Consider the following 17,714-nt stretch of genomic DNA (forward strand, 5'->3'; position numbering starts at 1 on the left):
GACGCCACGATCAGTCCCGTAGGGTGGGCAAAGCGAAGCGTGCCCACGCATCTTTGCGGACGGAGACAGATGGTGGGCACGGCGCAGATGCGCCTTTGCCCACCCTAGGAGAGTCGGGCGCGGCGTGAAAACCGCACCCTCCTCATGCTCACGTCTTGTTGCGCATCTTGCTGAGCAAATAGTTGTCGTAAAAATTCTCAGCGATCTGCGTGTAGAACAGCAGTTCCTTCTGATACGCGTCGTGACTCTCCTTGGTGCGCTTGAACAGGTCGCTCTTGGCGGCGAGCTCGTTCAGATGCTCCTGGGTGGCGTTGTAGCAGGCCTCCAGCACCGGCTGCGGGAATGCCTTCAGCTCCGCGCCGTTGGCGATCAGCCGCTTCAAGGCCGCCGGATTCACGCTGTCGTACTTCTCGAGCATCCAGGCGCCGGCCGCCGACGCGGCCTGGTTGACGATCGCCTGATAGTGCTTCGGCAGGCTCGCCCATTTCTCGTCGTTGACGATCATGTGCAGCATGGCGCCGCCTTCCCACCAGCCGGGGAAATAATAGTACTTCGCGACCTTCTGGAAGCCGAGCTTCTCGTCGTCATAGGGACCGACGAATTCGGCCGCATCGATCGAGCCCTTCTCCAGCGCCGCGTATACGTCGCCGCCGGCAAGCTGCTGCGGCACGATGCCGAGCCTGGCCAGCACATGGCCGCCCATGCCGGCGATGCGGAATTTGAGGCCCTTGAGATCGTCGACGGTCTTGATCTCCTTGCGGAACCAGCCGCCCATCTGGGTGCCGGAATTGCCGCAGAGGATGGCGTGCGCCTTGAAGGGCTTGAGCGCCTCGTTGGCGAGATCGGCGCCGCCGCCGAAAAACCACCAGGACTCCTGATGGCGATGGTTCATGCCGAACGGTGCGCCCGTGGCGTAAGCCAGCGCCGGCTCCTTGCCGATGTAGAAATAGAGCGGCGTCTGCGCCATCTCGACCGAGGCGACGCTGACGGCGTCAAGCGCCTGCAGGCCGGGCACGAGCTCGCCGGCCGCAAAGGTCTGGATCTGGAATTTGTTGTCGGTGGCGTCGGCCACGTATTTCGCAAAGGTCTGCGCCGTGCCGTAGATGGTGTCGAGTGACTTCGGGAAGCTCGAGGTCAGGCGCCATTTGATCTCGGGCGCGCTCTGCGCGATCGCGGGTGCAGCCACCAGCGTCGTCGCGCCGGCGACCGCGCCGCCCTTGAGAAATGTACGGCGTTTCATAATGGGGGCTCTCCCTTGATGTCAGCTTCGAAACGGGTGGCCTCGTGAACCGGCTTCGGCCACGATCTTGGCGGACCGTTTGCCCGTTCCTGGCGCAGAGTTCAAGCTGCGAGAACACATGGGGGCGCGGCCATCGGCGCCAAAAGAGCGCACCGAACCAAGGGCTTGCCGAGAATGCCTCAGGCGTCGTTGGATCAGGTCTCCTGGAGGAAGACCGATAGCGCCCGCTGCAGTTCCCTGAACGCGCGGGGCCCGGCCGCTCTGCGTCTACCCGAAGATCGCGTCCTACAAGGGCAGCGGCATGACCAACGACGCCGGCAACTTTGCCTGCATCGACCCCGGCTTCAGGCACGGCGGCGACCACGACTTCCACGATGACGACGACGGGCGCGGCGACGAAAGGCACTGAGGCGCTGTCCACGCATTGACAAGCGAAACGAGCACGGCAATTTGTGGAATGAGCATACCGCTCAGAGCAGCTTCGCGCTCACGAACAGCGCCCGCACGGCGTTGGTTGCCTGCACCGCGAGCATGGCGTTCTCGGCGGCGCCTTCGAGGGCCGCGACCGCGTCTTCGTGCAGCGCGCGGAATTCCATCCACTCGACAGATTTGAAGTTGGTGAGGAACTGATAGGCTTGGCCGACGGTCGCGATCGCCAGCGTGTCACCGTTCAGGCGGATCTTGAACGTCGTACGCAGCGGGGTTTCGGACTTTGATGGATCACTCATGGGCTGCTTCTGGACGATGACGGCTTAACGAAGGGAAAACGGCAGCCCCGCCGTCCGGCGAATATCAGGAAGCGGTGCTGGCGCGTTGCGACGCCGTCGCCGATCCGCCCAGGCTCGGCACCACGACGAGGCGGTTGAACTCGCCATTGTCCCAGGCCTTGAGGAAGCGGTCATAGTCCCTGATCGAGACGCAGCCGTTGGAATCGCCGCGCGGCCCCAGCATGTAGCTGTGGGTGAGCAGGCCGACGCGGCCGAGCGCGCTTGTGCCCTCGGTCGGCGTCAGGCGCAGCGCGCGGATGCCGTGGAACAGCTTTTCACGCGGCTTGAGATCGTAGATCGCGGGCGGGGTCGCGCCCACCATGCGCTGGTCGACATGGTCGGGGTCGTCCATCAGCGCGCCCATGCCCGAATGCGCTTCCAGCGCGACGCCGCTCGGCAGGTAAAGCGCCTTGGCCTTGATGTCGTAGACCGCGGTGCGCGAATCGTAGCCGAGGGCGGCGAGATCAGGCCCCTTGGCGAACAGACCATCGCCGGGGGTCAGCGAGGCGAGCTTGATCTTGTCGGTGAATTTTTCGAAGAAGCTCCGGTTATCGACCTTGGGACTGGTCTCGGCATAGGACTGGCTGGAGGCGACCTGGGAGGCGAAATCGGCCTGCACCGGACGCGAGCGCGGCATCGGGACGGCGTCGGCGCGCTGCGCGGGTCTCTGCTCCTCGACGGCATGCCGGTCGTCATCGGTCAGCGTCGAGCGCCACTCGTCGCCCTGAAGCTTCTGGGCGAGCATCGCCTTGGCGTCGCGGAGCTTGAGCTGGACCGCGTTCAGGGCGGAGCGCTCGATCGTCCGCAGGCCCAGATCACGAGCAGGCGGGTTGCCCGACAGCGATGCGAAGCGGTCGTCAAATGAAGGGGTATTGGCGGGCGGCAAGGACGCGGTGACCAACGGGGCCGAGTCGCCGATATCCGCAACCCAGGCGGCGGCACCCAGCGCCAGCGCGACGGCGGCCAGAGACAGCAGTATCGTTTCGGTCCGCCCAATACGGCGGCGCGACGACAACAGCCTCTCGGCGCGTACGCGGTCGGAAACCATCAGATCCCCAAATCGACCCCCGGGGGACCCACCCCCACCCGGAGATTCTCTATACCAGCTACCACATTGGGAGCCAAAAGTTAGGCATAATCGCGGCCGGCAACGGCCCGTCTAGGCGTCCCAAGGTATCCTATGTCCGATCCTTTCGATCTAGATCGCTTCATCCGGGCCCAGGACCCGGTTTTTCACGCCGTCCGGGAGGAGCTGGCCCGGGGACGGAAGCAGAGCCACTGGATGTGGTTCGTCTTCCCGCAAATCACCGGCCTCGGCTTCAGCGCCATGTCGCAGCGCTACGCCATCGGCTCGCGGGCGGAGGCTGAGGCCTATCTCGCCCACCCCACGCTCGGCCCGCGCCTGATCGACTGCACGCGCCTCGTGCTCGCCGTCGAGGGGCGTACCATCAACGCCATCCTCGGCGCGCCGGACGACGCCAAATTCCGCTCCTCGATGACGCTGTTCGGCGCGGTGTCCGACCAGCCCGTCTTCGGCGAGGCGCTCAGGCGGTATTTCGCAGGCGAACGCGACGGCGCGACGCTGGAGATCCTGTCGAAGCTCGACCGGCCGGCGTAGCCGCCTGCGATCAGCGGCCCTGGAAGAGCGCCGCGCGGCGCTCGATGAAAGACTGGATGCCTTCCTTCGCATCGGCGCTGCCGAGCACGCGATCGCGGATTTTCGGGATGTAGGCGATCGCAGCCGCCTCGCCGCCTTCGATATATTTCGCCGCCGCTTCCTTGGTCACCTGAATGCCGAGCGGCGCGTTGCGCGCGATGATGGCGGCGAGCGCCATCGCCCGCTCGACCTGCTCTCCCGGCGCCACGATCTCCTGGACGAGGCCGATCGCGTGGGCGCGCTCGGCCGAAAACTCGTCGCACAGGAACAGGTGATACATCGCATCACCCCAGCCGGCGCGCGAGAGAAAGCGGAAATGCGCGCCGCCGAGCGGCGCGATGCCGCGCTTCGCCTCCATCTGGCAGAAGCGCGCATCGTCGGCCGCAACCACGATGTCGCCGGCGAGCATCAGCTCGATGCCGATGGTGAAGACGATGCCCTGCACGGCTGTGACGATCGGCTTGCGGCAGCGCTTGTTAAGCCCGAACGGATCGACGTTGCCGTCCTTGATGTTGCGCTTCTCCGCGGTGGGACCGAAGAACTTCGGCATATCCAGTCCCGCAGTAAAATCCCTGCCGTCGGCGCAGATCACGCCGACGCGGTAGGCCTCGTTGTCGTGCAGCTCGGTGAGTGCATCGGACAATTGTTCCATCATCACCGGGGTGAACGCGTTCTTCTTCGCGGCGTTGTCGATGATGATCTTGAAGACGTGGCCGTGCACCTCGGTGCGGATCTGACCTTCGCTCATGTGCTTCTCTCCAGATTGTTGGTGTTGGCAGCAGATCAGGCCGGCGGCTGAATCGCGGCGCGGATCGCCTCGATCCGCGCCGGCGTGAACACGCCGGAGTCGAGGAGCTGGAGGATCGAGAGCACCCCGCCCCGCGATCCCCAGCTGCCCTCGTCGATGATCTCGAAATTGACCCACCATGTCGGCGACGGCGCCGGCATCCCGCAGGCTTCCGCAAGCCGCGCCAGCACGTTGCGGATCACCTCCGCGCGCACCGCCGCAGGCCAGGCCGCGTTCATCACCGCGATATTGACGGTCATGATGTCGCGCGGTGCGTCCTGGTCGGACAGCAGCCGTCCGCCGATCGCCATGCTGTCGGGCGGCAGGTCGTGGAAATGCACCTGAAAACCCATTCGCGCCGCCGGCGCGTGCTGACCGACTTCGGGCTCAAGCACGGCGTCGGTCAGGCTTTCCGCAAGAAGCCGGCGCTGCGGCAGGCCAAGCCGCCCGGCCGGCGCGGTCACGGTGATGATGGTCAAGCTGGCACCTCCGCATACTATGACACGCGTCATATTTCAGCATGGCTTGCCTATGTCAAGCGTCATAGTCTAGATGGAGGGCAGCCAATTGTGGAACTCCCGATGACCACCACCACCACACGCGACAAGATGATCGCCGGCGCCGCCGACCTGATGAGCCGCCGCGGCGTCAATGCCACCAGCATGCGTGACGTCGTCCGCCATACCGCCACGCCGCGCGGCTCGATCAGCCACCACTTCCCGGACGGCAAACGGCAATTGATCGCCGAGGCCGTGACCTTCGCCGGCAAGCAGGTGGCCGTTCCCCTGGAGAAATCCATAAACCAGCACGGCGTGATCAGCGGCCTCGAGGCTTTCGTCGCTTCGTGGCGTCGCAGGCTGGAAGCGACTGGCTTCGAGGCCGGCTGTCCGGTGCTGGCCGTCGCCGTCGACCGCTATGTCGGTGAAGGCTCCGACAAGGACGACGAGACGGCGCAGCAGCATCTGCTCGATCTCGCCGACGGAGTGTTCGCCGATTGGCGGCAGATCATGCGCGCTGCCTTGCTGCGCGAAGGGCTGGCTGCGGAGCGCGCGGAGCGGCTTGCCACGCTCGTCGTGGCCTCGATCGAAGGCACGGTCGCGATGTGCCGCGCCAATCGCAGCGCTGATGCGCTCGATCAGGTTCAGGACGAACTGGAGGCGGTGCTGTCCACCGCCCTCGCCCGCACGGCCCGATAGAATGGGAGACGCTCCGATGGACCTGTCCCGACAACGCGAGCTCGCCCGCCATCTCGCCAGTCTGCGGCGCGAGAGCCGCCAGCAAAGCGGCCTCGATGCGCATCTTGTGCCGCCGGACCCCGACACGGCGTACCGCGTCGCGCAGATGGTGGAAGAGGAATTGGGCTGGGCCGTCGTCGGCTGGAAGATTGCCGGCATGAAGCCCGGGCTGCAGCGCCAGCTTCGCACCTCCTCGCCGATCTACGGGCGGGTGTTCGCGCCGCTGATCAAGACCTCGCCCGCGAGCGTCGAGCATGCGAGGCAATGCAGCCCGATCCCGGAGGTCGAGTATCAGGCACGCCTCGGCGCGGACCTGCCGCCACGCGCCAAGCCGTATACCGTCGAAGAGATCGGCGCTGCCGTCGCCTCGCTACATCCCGGCATCGAGCTTGCCGAATGCCGATTCGTCCACGACGCGGCGTTTCCACCGTTGCCGGCGATCCTGGCCGACGGCGCAGGATCGGGGACGATCGTCCTTGGCGAGGCGATCGCCGACTGGCGCAGCCGCGACATCGCGAATCAGGAGGTCGTGCTGAATTGCAATGGTGTGGAAAGGCGCCGCGGCAGCGCGGCGGAGGCGATCGATCATCCGCTGGTGCCGCTGACCTGGCTCGCCAACGAGCTGTCGCGAACCGGAATTGGTCTCAAGGGCGGACAGACCATCAGCACCGGCACGCTCACCGGCATGCTGCGGCCGAAGGCGGGCGAGACGTACATTGCCGACTTCGGTCCGTTCGGGACCGTGAGCGCGACCTACGCCTAGTTTCATCGGAACGGCGTCTTGGACGAATGGACGCATGCGGGCCAGGCATGGCGGCCGCCAGCGTAAACCGGCGATTAAGACGGTCCGCCTATTTTTACGAGAATATCTTTCTCCTCTCCCGCGCCAATTGCCGGGCTGCACATGAAAATCGGTACTCTGCTGACCACTGCGATCGTCTCGCTCTCGACTGTCGGCGGCGGCCTCGCCGTCTACGTTGCGGTGACCAAATACCAGACGATGGAGCGGATCACCGAGGCGCAAGGCCGGCTTGCGATCGTCCGGGCCGTCAGCGACATCCCGCGCTATCTCAACCCCGAACGGGGCTATTCCACCAACATCCTCTACGGGCCCGCGACCATCGACCCCGCGCTGCTTGCCGAGCAGGACAAGCTGCGCAAGCAGACCGATGGCGCCCGCGACAAAATGAGCGCGCTGCGCAAGGAGCTGCCCGGCCCGTTCGACGACGGCACCACCATCGGCAGCAATATCGACGGCATCGATGCAAAGTTCACGGCGCTGCGCGAGGCCATCAACAAGGCGCTGGCCGGGCCGGCCGAGGCGCGCAAGGACGCTGCCAAGAAGATCGTCGCCGACAACGCCGTGCTCAACGGCGGCGTGACCGCGCTGCTCAACGAACAGGTGCGCCGCATGGCGATCCTCAACGGCGACGCCTACCGGCAGGCCAGCTACGCCAACATCGCCATGACGCTGCGCGACGTCGGCGGCTTCAACTCCAGCCTGCACAAGAATCTCGTCGGCGGCAAGAAGCCGGCGACCGATGCCGAGAAAGCAGACATCAGCCGCTCGCAAGGGCGCAACGACCAGATCGTGATGTCGCTGCTGGAACTGCGCGGCAATCCGGCAACGCCCGCGAACGTCGCCGCTGCGCTGGAGAAGTTCAACGCGATCTATGTCGAGGAGTTCGGCCGCGAGCTCAAGCTGGCCAAGGACGGTGCGGTCACCGGCAAGTACGAACACGACGTGGACACCTATTACACCGCCACGCAGCGCGGCCTCAGCACCATCATCGAGGTCCGCGATGCCTTCTACGACAATGCCGAGCAGATCCTCGCCTGCGCCTCCTCCGCGGCGCGCACCAGCTTCACGATCGCACTCGTCGGCCTCCTCGCCGTACTGATCGCCAGCGCCGGCCTCATTGTGATCGTTCACCGCCGCGTCTGCGCGCCGATCGTGAGCCTGACGAATCGGATGTCGCGGCTCGCCGATGGCGAGGTTGCCGAAGAGTCCCGGGCGCCGCGCGTTCCGACGAGGTCGGGGCGATGGCCGCGGCCGTCCAGGTCTTCAAGGACAACATGATCCGCGCCGACCGCCTCGCCGCCGAGAAACAGGCCGAGAACGACGGCAAGATGCGCCGCGCGCAGGCGCTCGACGAGCTCACCCGCGCCTTCGAGGCCAAGGTCACCGAGCTCGTCGGCGGCCTGTCCCGGGCCTCCTCCACCATGGAAAGCACGGCGCAGTCGATGACCTCGACCGCAGCCCAGACCAACAGCCAGGCCGCCGTCGTCGCCGCCGCGTCGCAGCAGACCTCGACCAACGTGCAGACGGTCGCCAGCGCCACCGAAGAGCTGACCTCCTCGATCACCGAGATCGGCCGCCAGGTCGCGCAGAGCACCGAGATCGCGGCTCGCGCCGTCGACAATGCCCGCCGCACCGGCGACACCGCGCGTGCACTCGCCGAGGGGGCGCAGAAGATCGGCGACGTCGTCACTCTGATCCAGAGCATTGCCGAGCAGACCAATCTTCTCGCTCTCAACGCCACGATCGAGGCCGCCCGCGCCGGCGATGCGGGCCGCGGCTTTGCCGTGGTGGCGTCCGAGGTGAAATCGCTGGCCGGCCAGACCGCCAAGGCGACGACCGAGATCTCCGAGCAGATCACGGCGATCCAGACCGCGAGCGACGAGACCGTGGCCGCGATCCGCAACGTCGCCGACGTCATCGCCGAGATCGACCAGATCGGCACCGCGATTGCGGCGGCGATCGAGGAACAGGGCTCTGCGACCAAGGAGATCGCCCGCAGCGTCCAGGAGGCCGCCCGCGGCACCCAGGAGGTCAACACCAACATTTCAGGCGTGCAGCGCGCCGCCGACGACACGGGCGCGGCCGCCAGCGAAGTGCTGGGCGCAGCCGAGCAGCTCTCGACCCAGTCGCGCGACCTCGCCGGCCAGTTCGACCGTTTCCTCAGCGAAGTCAGGGCGGCTTAGTAAGGCGGCGGCTTGCGCGCCCGCTGCGCTTTCGCCGCCTCGATCCACCAGGCGAGATCATCGGCAAAGCGCGGGAACGACCGTTCCAGCGCCTTGCCGCCCTCGCCGATCGGCTCGCTCTCGGCCGACAATGTCTGCGCGATCGGGCCGACGCCGATGGTGCTCGAGATCACCACCATGCCCATCTCCGACAGCGTGCCGTGCCAGGCGGTCGATGCGCGCGCGCCGGACAATCGGCCGGCGGAATAGCTCACGATCGCGGCCGGCCGCCAGAACCACTCCTCGAGGAAATGGTCGGTGAGGTTCTTCAGCCCGGGCTGGATGCCCCAATTATATTCCCCGGTGACGAAGACGAAGCCGTCGGCGCCGCGTATCTGCCCGGCCAGCTTCTCCAGCGCCTCGGGCGCCGAGCCCTTGGGATATTCCTTGTACATGCGGTCGAGCATCGGCAGGCCGATCGCCTTGGCGTCGATGAACTCAACCTCCTCGCCGCGCCCGCGCAGCCGCTCGATGACGAAATTCGCAAGGCGGATGCCCATGCGGTCGGAACGGTAGGAACCGTAGAGGACGAGGATGCGATTGCTCATGGCCGGCACGTTAGCACGAAACGGCGGGCTGCCCGCACTAACGTTTTCGTCTGAGCTCCAGCGTCTGTGACGGCGTCTCGCCGAACTGGTCGCGATAGCTTCTGGAGAAGTCGCTGAGATGCCAGAAGCCGAAGGCGAGCGCGACGGCCTTGACGCTGTCGGCTCCTCCGCCCAGCAGCCGCTGGCGCACCAGCCAAAGCCGGCGCAGGCGCAAATAACGGTGCAGGCTCATGCCGCGATAGCGGCGGACGACGTCATGCATGGTGCGGACCGGCACGCCGAGCTTGCGTGCGAGGTCCTCGCTGTAGATGGGCTGAGACAAATCGCCGGAGAGCAGCGCGCGGATGTCCTGGAAGATCTTGAAGTTGCGCGCGTCATTCGGCCACACCGTCCATCGTGCCGGAACGATGTCGGCGATGGCCGCATCGACGACAGCGAGCAGGGACTCCCGCATCGCGGCCGCCTTCATCGGCACCTCGGCGGCCTCGACGGGCTCCGATGCGGCGGCGACCACCTCCGTGACGGTTCGCCGCAACCGATGCAGGGCGTGGTCGCTGGTCTCGAACAGCTTGAAGTTCGACTTCGCTTCCGGCCAGCCACGATCCTTTACCTCCGGCCTGAACACGACGGAGCCGACCTGACGCTGAACCTCCTCGATCGCGTTGTAGGCCGCACCGCTGCTGCCGACGACGATGACCGAGCGATCCCGCTGCGCGCCGTTGAAACGAACGGGCACCTCGAGATCGTCCATCGCGAAACCGATCGCGGTGCAATCGTCAACAAGCTGCCCATCCACGACGCGCGGGAATGCGCGCGTGACGTTCACGTCGCAGCCGGGCAGATGCAGGATGATCTGCTCGGTCGCAATCCTACGCACGAACGGCGTGAACTCGATGTTCAGCCCGCGTATCGAACTGCGAAACTCGTCGACGTCGAAAAACCGAAATCTCTTTGGCGCCAGCAATGGCGCACCATCAATGCTGCTCATGACAAATGAAAAATCGCGTCCTGAACGACGCAAGTCCGGCAATAAACGCCGATCTGTTCCCCCTTTCGGTGCCCCCGTTAGAGCGAAAGAATCATCCTACCCGTAACGCATCAATTGGCGAGTGTCCCATCTCAAAGGACAAGTCGTCGCAACTCGCCTCGCCGAATTTCGATAGCGATTCCGGTTGTATCGGCGGTGCATTAATACCCCAGCGTTCAATACCTAAATTTCAAATTAACCGCGGTGCGGCGCAATCAGGGGCGTTGAATAGTCGAAATATATTTTGAGCACAGGCCACTGCCATGATGGCAAATTCGCCTGCAGATATTCTGGTTGAATTGGAACAGGCGGTCGCAACGTGTCCGCTTGACCGCTGCGACCGCATCCTCGCCGGCATTGTGCAGTTGCTCACTGGCAGCCGCGACCGGTCACAGGAACTGCTCGCCAGCGTGGTCGACGGCGTTCTGCTCCGATTGACGGAGCGGGTCGAGGCCCGCGCACTGGCTCAGCTCAGCACCACGCTCGCCGAGCTGAAGGTGGCTCCGCCGCAGACGTTGCGGCGTCTCGCAGCGCACGATGATCCGGACGTCGCATGTCCCGTCCTGCTCAAATCACAGATACTCGGCGCGGCCGACCTTGCGGCCGTCGCGGCTTCCAGCGGCGAGCGGCAGCAACGCGCGATCGCCGCCCGGGACGACATCGAGCCGGTCGTGACCGAGGCGCTTGTGCAGTGCGGCAGCCCGATCTGCCTCGCGCTGATCAAGAACCCCGGAACCAAATTCTCCGACGCGGCCTACGCCGCGCTGATCGCGAAGGCTGACGAGGACGGCGAAATTGCAAAGGCGCTGGTGCTGCGGCCCGGCACGCCCGACCTCGTCGTGCGGAAGCTGCTCTCCGCCCCACCCGGCCAGAAGGCGTCGGCCAAGCCCAACGCCTCCGCCGTGCCGCCCGCCCAAACAGCCGCGCCAGCGCGCCCCTGCCCGGCCGACTATGCCGGCGCACGGCCGGAGATCGTCGCGCTCAATCGCGTCGGCAAGCTCAACGATTCCACGGTGAACCGCTTCGCGATCCGCGGCGAGACCGCCAGCCTGTTCACGGCGCTGTCGGTGCTGTCAGGCGCTCCGATCGAGGTCGTCGAGCAGATCATGGCCGACGGCGATTGCGAGGGCCTGGTGATGGCCTGCCGGGCGTCGCGGCTGAACTGGACGACCACGCTCGCGATCCTGAGCAACCGCCGCGGCAAGCGGCTCTCCTTCGCCGAGCGCGAGCGCGCACACCACATCTACGAGACCCTGCTTCTGTCGACCAGCCAATGGACGGTGCGCTGGGGGGAAATTGCGGCAAGCGCCAAAACGAACGATCGGTGACATCGCGGCGCGACAATGGGGGATAGAAAATGAGGTTCGACGGTCGAAAGGCGGCTCGCGTAAGGATGGATCACAAGCAACCCGTCAACCTGATGGGCTCGGACGGCACGTGGCGGCGCAGCTGCGTCCTGCTCGACGTCTCGCAAACCGGCGCGAAGCTCGAGGTCGAAGGCACGCTCGACGTGCTCCAGGCCAAGGAGTTCTTCATGCTGCTGTCGTCGACCGGATTGGCTTACCGGCGCTGCGAGCTGGTCTGGATCGACGGCACTACGGCCGGCGTTCACTTCATCACCGCAGATGGCAAGAAGAAGCCGAAGGCCAAGGCCGAGAGCGCGGCCCAGAGCAAGTAACCCGATCATGCATCCAGCGAATTGAACGCAAGTGCGGTAACATCCAGGTCAGACCGTGCAGAACGCGGGAACCATACAAGACCCCGTCAATCGAGACGGCGGTATCCGGGAGACGGAGGCCGCGCGCCCTCTCGTGCAAGTGCTGGCCGACACGTCCGACAAACTGTCGCGCATTCACTCGATCCTCGAAGAGAGATTTACCGTTGCCGGCGAACGGCTCGATGCCGATGCCAAGCTGGCGCAGGTACCGTCCGCCGTCATCATCCGCGCGGAGCTACGCGACGTCGACAATATCGCCGCCATCAAGAAGCGCGCCGGCAAGCTCGCCAAGGCGAAGAAGCGCATCTTCCTGCTCGAGCACACCTCTCACGTCGGCATTTCACAAGCCTACGCGCTCGGCGCGACTCTCGTGCTTCCGGCGATGCTCACCCGGACCAGACTGCTGGCGGCGCTGTCCGATCCTGCCGACCCGGCGTCGGCCTCGTCGAATGATCCGGCCGAGCCCGACAATGCGGTCGAGACCGCGGCGACCGCCATCGCCTCGATGTTCACCGCCGTCACGCTTGGCGAGCCGCTCGACGTGGACGGCACCAAGCAAGCCGGTCGCCAGATCGCCGATCGCATCACCCAGCACGGCCTGTCCGAATGGCTCTCGACGGTACGGCGCCACCACGAGGGAACCTACCAGCATTGCCTGCTGGTCACCGGCGTCGCCATCGACTTCGGCTTGAGCCTCGGCGTCCGCCCCGCAGACCTGGAGCGCCTGTACACGGCGGCGATGTTCCACGACATCGGCAAGGCCCAGATCCCCCTTGCCATCCTCGACAAGCCCGGCCGGCTCGATCCGCAGGAGCGCGCAATGATCGAGACCCATCCGGCCGCTGGCTACGATTTTCTGAAAAACCACGACAAGATTACGCCGGAGATCCTCGATGCGGTCAGGCATCATCACGAATATCTCGACGGCAGCGGCTATCCGGACGCGCTCTGCGCCGAGAACATCAGCGACATCGTTCGCATCCTCACCATCTCCGACATCTTTGCGGCGTTGATCGAGCACCGTCACTACAAGCCGACCATGCCACGCACGGAGGCCTATAACATTCTCTGCGGAATGAATGGAAAGCTGGAGAAGGTGCTGGTGAGATCATTCAAGCAGGTCGCGCTCACGCGGTGAGCACGTCGACCTCGTCTTCGCGATGGCGCTTCATCGCGCTCTAGTGCGTGGCCCGGAATTTGGCCCGCTGCGGCATCGATCGGCGGGCCAAGCCTTCCGCAAGCAGCCTCATGTCCTCGCGTCTTCCGCTGCGTATGAGCCTGCCGAACTCTTCAGGTGTGAAGGGAAGACTTGGATCCTCATCGATCGGGCGCCGCAATCGCGGACCGAAGAACCACCGAACCAGGCTAGCCAGCCGCCGCATATCAATTCCCTCGCGCCAGCAACAAACCTTTTAGCCCGCATATTGTTCCTCCTGCACGATCGAGATTGCAAGAGGTCGTAACAACTCCGCACCAAAAATTTCCGCGAGAGAATATTCTCCTCCTCATGAATCGTCGTGCTAATCGGCAAAACCGACGTAGCGCACGAACTCCGCATTGTGCTCGCGATCCGAGCGCACCGCGTTCGCGGCAAAGTTGTCGTCGGGATAGCCCATCGCCACACAGGTGATGATGACCTCGTCCTCTGGAATTCTGGCGACTTCGCGCACGATGTCGGAACGCATGATGCCCTGCCCGTTGATGACGGAGCCGAGACCGCGGTCCCAGGCCGCGAGCACGATGCCGTAGCAGAGCGCGCCGAGATCGAAATGGCAGACCGCGCCGGGGTCGAGCACGCGGTCATAGGTGAGGACCAGCGAGACCGGCGCGTCGAACTGGCGGAAGCCGCGCAGCACCCAGTCCTGGCGCATCGGCTTGTCGTCGCGCGCTATTCCCATCGCCCCGAACAGCTTCTTGGCGATGTCGACCTGCCGGCTGCGGTGCACGCCCTGGTACTCGCCATGGCTGACGATGTCGCGCTTGACCTTGGCGCCGCCGACCATCTCCTCCATATTGCGCCGACGCACCTCCTCCAGCGGCGCGCCTGTCAGCACGTGGACATGCCAGGGCTGGGTATTCATCGACGACGGCGCGCGCTTGGCGCTTTCGATGATCGCCTCGATCACGGCGCGATCTACCTGCTGCTGCTTGAAACCGCGCACGCTGCGGCGCGACTGGATCAGCGTCTCGAATTCCACCTAGGACCTCCCTGCCCGTATATTCGCGCGCATTGCAATCGTAACGCCTCTCCGGTTGCCGATGCGGCGCACCAAATCTATGCTAGGCCGCAAGCAAGACCAAGAACCAAGACCAAGAACCCTTGTGAGGATCATCATGCCTGCACCGCTCGATCCCGTCATCGCCCAGATCATTCCGCTGCTGCCGCTGCGCGATCCCACCACGATGACGCCACAGAGCGCTCGCGATTCCTTGCGCGAACTGGCTGCCTCGCGCGCGGCGGTGCCGCCGCCGCCTGTCGACAGCGTGCAGGATATCAAGGTGAAGGGCGGCGCCGGGCCGCTCGATGCGCGTGTCTACCGGGCCGGCACCAATCCTGCGCCGACGGTGGTGTTCTTCCATGGCGGCGGCTGGGTCGCGGGCGATCTCGAAACGCATGACCGCCAGGCGCGCAATCTCGCGATCGACACCGGCGCGGTCGTCGTCTCCGTCGATTATCGCCGTCCGCCGGAAACCCGCTTTCCCGGCGCCTTCGAGGACGCCTTCGCGGCCATCAGCGACGTGTTTGGCCGCCTCGCGGAATTCGGCGGCGATGCCAAGCGCTTCGGCGTTGCCGGCGACAGCGCCGGCGGCAATCTCGCGGCCAGCACCGCGATCGCCTGCCGCGATGCCGGCATCAGGCTTGCCGCGCAACTGCTGGTCTATCCCGTGACCGACGCCGTCGGCCTCTACGGCAACGCCACCGAGAACGCGCGCTTTCCCTCGCGCGCGGAGAATGCCGAAGGCTACTTCCTCACGCGTGCCACCATGCAATGGTTTTGCGGCCACTACCTCGCCGATCCCGCTCACGCCGCCGACTGGCGCGTCTCCCCGCTCCGCGCTGCCTCGCTCAAAGGCCTCGCGCCGGCGGTCGTGACCACCGCCTGGTTCGATCCGTTGCGTGACGAAGGCACCGCCTATGCGCGGGCGCTGGAAGCTGCCGGCGTGCCCGTCAGGCATCATGAGGGCGCCGGCCTGATCCACGGCTATTTCGGCCTCGGTGATGCCTCCGAGGTGGCGCGCGCCGAGGCGCAGCGCGCGCGGGCCGATTTCAAGGCGTTGCTGGCGCGCGGAATCTGAACCACAGATGAATGGAAACAGCTGCGATTGAGCATGTTGCGCGCGATCCTGCTTGATTGCGCCACGATTCGCGGCTCCAATCCGCTCGCCATGTCTGGTTTAGGGAGACACCCATGATGAAGCGGATTTTCCTCGCAGCGATCGTTGCCACCTTTGCGGCCGGCTCGGCCTTCGCGGATGACACCTGCGAGAGCAAGGCCGTCGGCAAGGACGGCAAGCCGCTGGCCGGCGCCGCCAAGACCTCGTTCCTGAAGAAGTGCAAGGCGGACGCCTGCGCGCCCAAGGCCCTCAGCGCCGATGGCAAGCCGCTCGCCGGCGCCGCCAAGAGCAGCTTCATGAAGAAATGCGAAGTCAGCGCGTAACGCCTGCGCAGCCGCGGCTTCCTTGAATTTGCTGCTGCCTTAGCGAGCAATCGCCCGCTCCCCCGAACTCACGATGCCCGGGCTTGTCCCGCCTGCGAGGCTGAAGCCTCTTCGGCGAGGCGAAGGCCCGGGCATTCGCGTTCTTGTATCCGAATAGAGATAGAGCGGGAGAGCCTTCGCCGCCTCCCCGCAGGCGCCGCGCACCCGAACCAACTCATCCGACGCTATCACAACCCTAGACAGAAAGCTCCGGCTGACGGATCATGCAGTGCTGAGCGAAACGGGGCGCATCGACGAGGCTTTCCAGGAAGGGGACGTCAAGATGTGGCAACTGCGAGTGCGTCATCAGATCATGGCGACAGTGAGCGTGCTGTTCGCGCTGCTCATCAGTCTCGAGGCTGCGAACGCGAGGGGCCCCGGCCTGCCCAACGTCATGGTTCTGGCCACCGGCGGCACGATCGCCGGCAGCGGCGCGAGCAGCACCACCGTTGTCGGCTACACCGCAGCCACGGTGGGCATAGAGACCCTCCTGAACGCCGTCCCCGAACTGAAAACGGTGGCTAACGTCAAGGGCGAGCAGGTCTTCCAGATCGCCAGCGAGAACATGAACAATGACTACTGGCTCAAGCTTGCGAAGCGCGTCAACGCGCTCCTCGCGCAGGACGACGTGGACGGGATCGTGATCACGCACGGGACCGATACGATCGAGGAGACCAGCTATTTCCTGAACCTGGTCGTCAAGAGCAAAAAACCCGTCGTCATCGTCGGCGCGATGCGGCCATCGACGGCGATCAGCGCCGACGGGCCGATCAACCTCTTCAATGCGGTGATCCTCGCAGGCAGTGACGAGGCCGTCGGCAAGGGCGTGCTCGTGGCTCTCAACGATCAGATCAACGCGGCGCGCGACGTCACCAAGAACAACACATCGACGGCAGACACCTTCCGCACCCCGGAACTCGGCTTCCTCGGCTACATGCAGGGCAACAAGCCGTACTTCTATCGTCAATCGACGCGCCGGCACACGGCGGACTCCGAATTCGACGTTTCCAGCCTCGATGCTCTGCCGCAAGTCGATATCGTCTACGGCTACGCCAACATGAACCGGGTTGCGATCGACGCTTTCGTCGCCGCCGGGGCCAAGGGGATCGTGCATGCCGGCGTCGGTGACGGCAGTCTCGCCCGGCCCGCGGTCGAGCCGGCGCTCGACGAGGCCCGTAAGAAGAATGTCGTCATCGTGCGGAGCAGCCGCGTCGGCAACGGCATTGTCGCGCGCAACGGGGAAGCCAAGGACGACGAACACGACTTCGTCGTCTCGGATACGCTCAATCCGCAGAAGGCGCGGATCCTGCTGATGCTGGCGCTGACCAAGACGACCGACACCAAGGAAATCCAGCGGATGTTCTATACGTATTAGACTGCCGGACACACGGCACGACCGTCCGTATGGCACGAACCCGGATTGCGCTTCGCTCCATCCGGGCTACCCCTACGACTACGACCGCAACCCCGGCGCGCCTCCTGCCCCGCCCTCGCGACATATTCCGTGTAGCCGAGCACGTCGAGGTGAGTAAGCCGCATCAGTATGGAGCGGAAGAACGCAGCCGGCCCCCTGACAACCTCGGCTGCGGTCGCCGCCAGTAAGGGTTCTCCAGGCACATCGCTGCAAGTCCGATTGCCGCCGCCCGGCACTGATCCCATGTTGTATAGGCGCATTCGAAATAGGTGCTGCCACCCCACTCCCACTTCTGAAGGCAGACAGGGTTCCTGGGATCGTAAGTTTGAGCAGTAGCTGAGGTGATCACCAGGATCGTCGCACTGCTCAGGATTAGCCAATGGAGCATCCGCATCGCCACCTCCTCGAATGGGTCATCCAACTTATCCGGTTCGACCGCCGCTCGTGTGTCCAAAGGAGACGCTTTGCGGCGCTTCCATCCTCCTGCATTGCTCGCAAAATCACGTGAGAGCATCACGATGGCCGGTTTTGGCTCATCAGCGAATTAGCGATGCCTCTCAATTAGATGCGCCGGATGGGGAACTCGTCACATTTGACCCG

18 protein-coding genes and 1 pseudogene are annotated in these 17,714 nt (G+C 65.0%); 10 read left to right on the plus strand and 9 right to left on the minus strand.

All coding sequences use genetic code 11. The features are described from left to right. Positions 1–148: 148 nt before the first annotated feature. The 3 genes from QA642_RS26820 to QA642_RS26830 all read right to left on the minus strand — a co-directional run bounded on the left by QA642_RS26820 (position 149) and on the right by QA642_RS26830 (position 2,983). Complete coding sequence (locus QA642_RS26820) at positions 149–1,240, minus strand: TRAP transporter substrate-binding protein (RefSeq protein ID WP_283079532.1); 1,092 nt, start codon at positions 1,238–1,240, stop codon at positions 149–151. 470 nt (positions 1,241–1,710) lie between these two features. After that, complete coding sequence (locus QA642_RS26825) at positions 1,711–1,968, minus strand: hypothetical protein (RefSeq protein ID WP_283079533.1); 258 nt, start codon at positions 1,966–1,968, stop codon at positions 1,711–1,713. Positions 1,969–2,032: 64 nt separating this feature from the next. After that, positions 2,033–2,983, minus strand: a complete 951-nt coding sequence (locus QA642_RS26830; protein WP_283086985.1) for a DUF2778 domain-containing protein — start codon at positions 2,981–2,983, stop codon at positions 2,033–2,035. Between the two features lie 204 nt (positions 2,984–3,187). Between QA642_RS26830 and QA642_RS26835 the strand changes: the two genes are divergently transcribed. Then, on the plus strand, positions 3,188–3,625 hold the full coding sequence (locus QA642_RS26835) for a DUF1810 domain-containing protein (RefSeq protein WP_283079534.1): 438 nt from the start codon (positions 3,188–3,190) through the stop codon (positions 3,623–3,625). A 10-nt stretch (positions 3,626–3,635) separates the two neighbouring features. On the opposite strand, the gene QA642_RS26840 is transcribed toward QA642_RS26835, so the two are convergent. Together QA642_RS26840 and QA642_RS26845 are read right to left on the minus strand one after the other, a co-directional pair. Beyond that, positions 3,636–4,412 (minus strand): crotonase/enoyl-CoA hydratase family protein, encoded by a 777-nt coding sequence (locus QA642_RS26840; RefSeq protein WP_283079535.1) that lies wholly within the window; start codon positions 4,410–4,412, stop codon positions 3,636–3,638. Positions 4,413–4,447: 35 nt separating this feature from the next. After that, positions 4,448–4,930, minus strand: a complete 483-nt coding sequence (locus QA642_RS26845; RefSeq protein ID WP_283079536.1) for a tautomerase enzyme — start codon at positions 4,928–4,930, stop codon at positions 4,448–4,450. Positions 4,931–5,032: 102 nt separating this feature from the next. On the opposite strand from QA642_RS26845, the gene QA642_RS26850 reads away from it, so the two are divergent. The 3 genes and pseudogenes from QA642_RS26850 to QA642_RS46585 all read left to right on the plus strand — a co-directional run bounded on the left by QA642_RS26850 (position 5,033) and on the right by QA642_RS46585 (position 8,671). Beyond that, on the plus strand, positions 5,033–5,647 hold the full coding sequence (locus tag QA642_RS26850) for a helix-turn-helix domain-containing protein (RefSeq protein WP_283079537.1): 615 nt from the start codon (positions 5,033–5,035) through the stop codon (positions 5,645–5,647). Positions 5,648–5,663: 16 nt separating this feature from the next. Continuing rightward, positions 5,664–6,449: a fumarylacetoacetate hydrolase family protein gene (locus tag QA642_RS26855; RefSeq protein ID WP_283079538.1), complete on the plus strand. Its 786-nt coding sequence runs from the start codon at positions 5,664–5,666 to the stop codon at positions 6,447–6,449. 141 nt (positions 6,450–6,590) lie between these two features. Continuing rightward, a pseudogene (locus QA642_RS46585) lies at positions 6,591–8,671 on the plus strand (methyl-accepting chemotaxis protein). On the opposite strand, the gene QA642_RS26870 reads toward QA642_RS46585, so the two are convergent. Both QA642_RS26870 and QA642_RS26875 read right to left on the minus strand, forming a co-directional pair. Further along, complete coding sequence (locus QA642_RS26870; RefSeq protein WP_283079541.1) at positions 8,668–9,258, minus strand: NAD(P)H-dependent oxidoreductase; 591 nt, start codon at positions 9,256–9,258, stop codon at positions 8,668–8,670. The pseudogene QA642_RS46585 and the gene QA642_RS26870 sit on opposite strands and share 4 nt — an antisense overlap. A 37-nt stretch (positions 9,259–9,295) precedes the next feature. Next, complete coding sequence (locus QA642_RS26875) at positions 9,296–10,246, minus strand: AraC family transcriptional regulator (protein WP_283079542.1); 951 nt, start codon at positions 10,244–10,246, stop codon at positions 9,296–9,298. A 302-nt stretch (positions 10,247–10,548) separates the two neighbouring features. Between QA642_RS26875 and QA642_RS26880 the strand changes: the two genes are divergently transcribed. From QA642_RS26880 to QA642_RS26890, 3 genes are read left to right on the plus strand one after another with little or no spacing between them, the layout of a single operon-like run. Further along, positions 10,549–11,613, plus strand: coding sequence for a DUF2336 domain-containing protein (locus QA642_RS26880; RefSeq protein WP_283079543.1), 1,065 nt, complete (start codon positions 10,549–10,551; stop codon positions 11,611–11,613). A 29-nt stretch (positions 11,614–11,642) separates the two neighbouring features. Continuing rightward, the gene (locus QA642_RS26885; RefSeq protein ID WP_283079544.1) at positions 11,643–11,963 is read left to right on the plus strand and encodes a PilZ domain-containing protein; all 321 of its coding nucleotides are present in this window, start codon (positions 11,643–11,645) and stop codon (positions 11,961–11,963) included. A gap of 55 nt (positions 11,964–12,018) precedes the next feature. Beyond that, positions 12,019–13,140 carry an HD domain-containing phosphohydrolase gene (locus tag QA642_RS26890; RefSeq protein ID WP_283079545.1) on the plus strand — a complete coding sequence of 374 codons (1,122 nt, stop codon included), beginning with the start codon at positions 12,019–12,021 and terminating at the stop codon, positions 13,138–13,140. 382 nt (positions 13,141–13,522) lie between these two features. On the opposite strand, the gene QA642_RS26895 is transcribed toward QA642_RS26890, so the two are convergent. Continuing rightward, on the minus strand, positions 13,523–14,200 hold the full coding sequence (locus QA642_RS26895) for a nitroreductase (RefSeq protein ID WP_283079546.1): 678 nt from the start codon (positions 14,198–14,200) through the stop codon (positions 13,523–13,525). 136 nt (positions 14,201–14,336) lie between these two features. On the opposite strand from QA642_RS26895, the gene QA642_RS26900 reads away from it, so the two are divergent. The 3 genes from QA642_RS26900 to QA642_RS26910 all read left to right on the plus strand — a co-directional run bounded on the left by QA642_RS26900 (position 14,337) and on the right by QA642_RS26910 (position 17,075). Next, positions 14,337–15,299 (plus strand): alpha/beta hydrolase, encoded by a 963-nt coding sequence (locus tag QA642_RS26900; RefSeq protein ID WP_283079547.1) that lies wholly within the window; start codon positions 14,337–14,339, stop codon positions 15,297–15,299. 113 nt (positions 15,300–15,412) lie between these two features. Next, positions 15,413–15,661: a hypothetical protein gene (locus QA642_RS26905; RefSeq protein ID WP_283079548.1), complete on the plus strand. Its 249-nt coding sequence runs from the start codon at positions 15,413–15,415 to the stop codon at positions 15,659–15,661. A gap of 268 nt (positions 15,662–15,929) precedes the next feature. Beyond that, positions 15,930–17,075, plus strand: a complete 1,146-nt coding sequence (locus tag QA642_RS26910; RefSeq protein WP_283079549.1) for a type II asparaginase — start codon at positions 15,930–15,932, stop codon at positions 17,073–17,075. Positions 17,076–17,238: 163 nt separating this feature from the next. On the opposite strand, the gene QA642_RS26915 is transcribed toward QA642_RS26910, so the two are convergent. Beyond that, positions 17,239–17,628 carry a DUF3551 domain-containing protein gene (locus QA642_RS26915; protein WP_349253795.1) on the minus strand — a complete coding sequence of 130 codons (390 nt, stop codon included), beginning with the start codon at positions 17,626–17,628 and terminating at the stop codon, positions 17,239–17,241. Between the last annotated feature and the right edge of the window lie 86 nt (positions 17,629–17,714).

Origin of the sequence: Bradyrhizobium sp. CB2312, from assembly GCF_029714425.1 — a bacterium.
GTDB lineage: Bacteria > Pseudomonadota > Alphaproteobacteria > Rhizobiales > Xanthobacteraceae > Bradyrhizobium.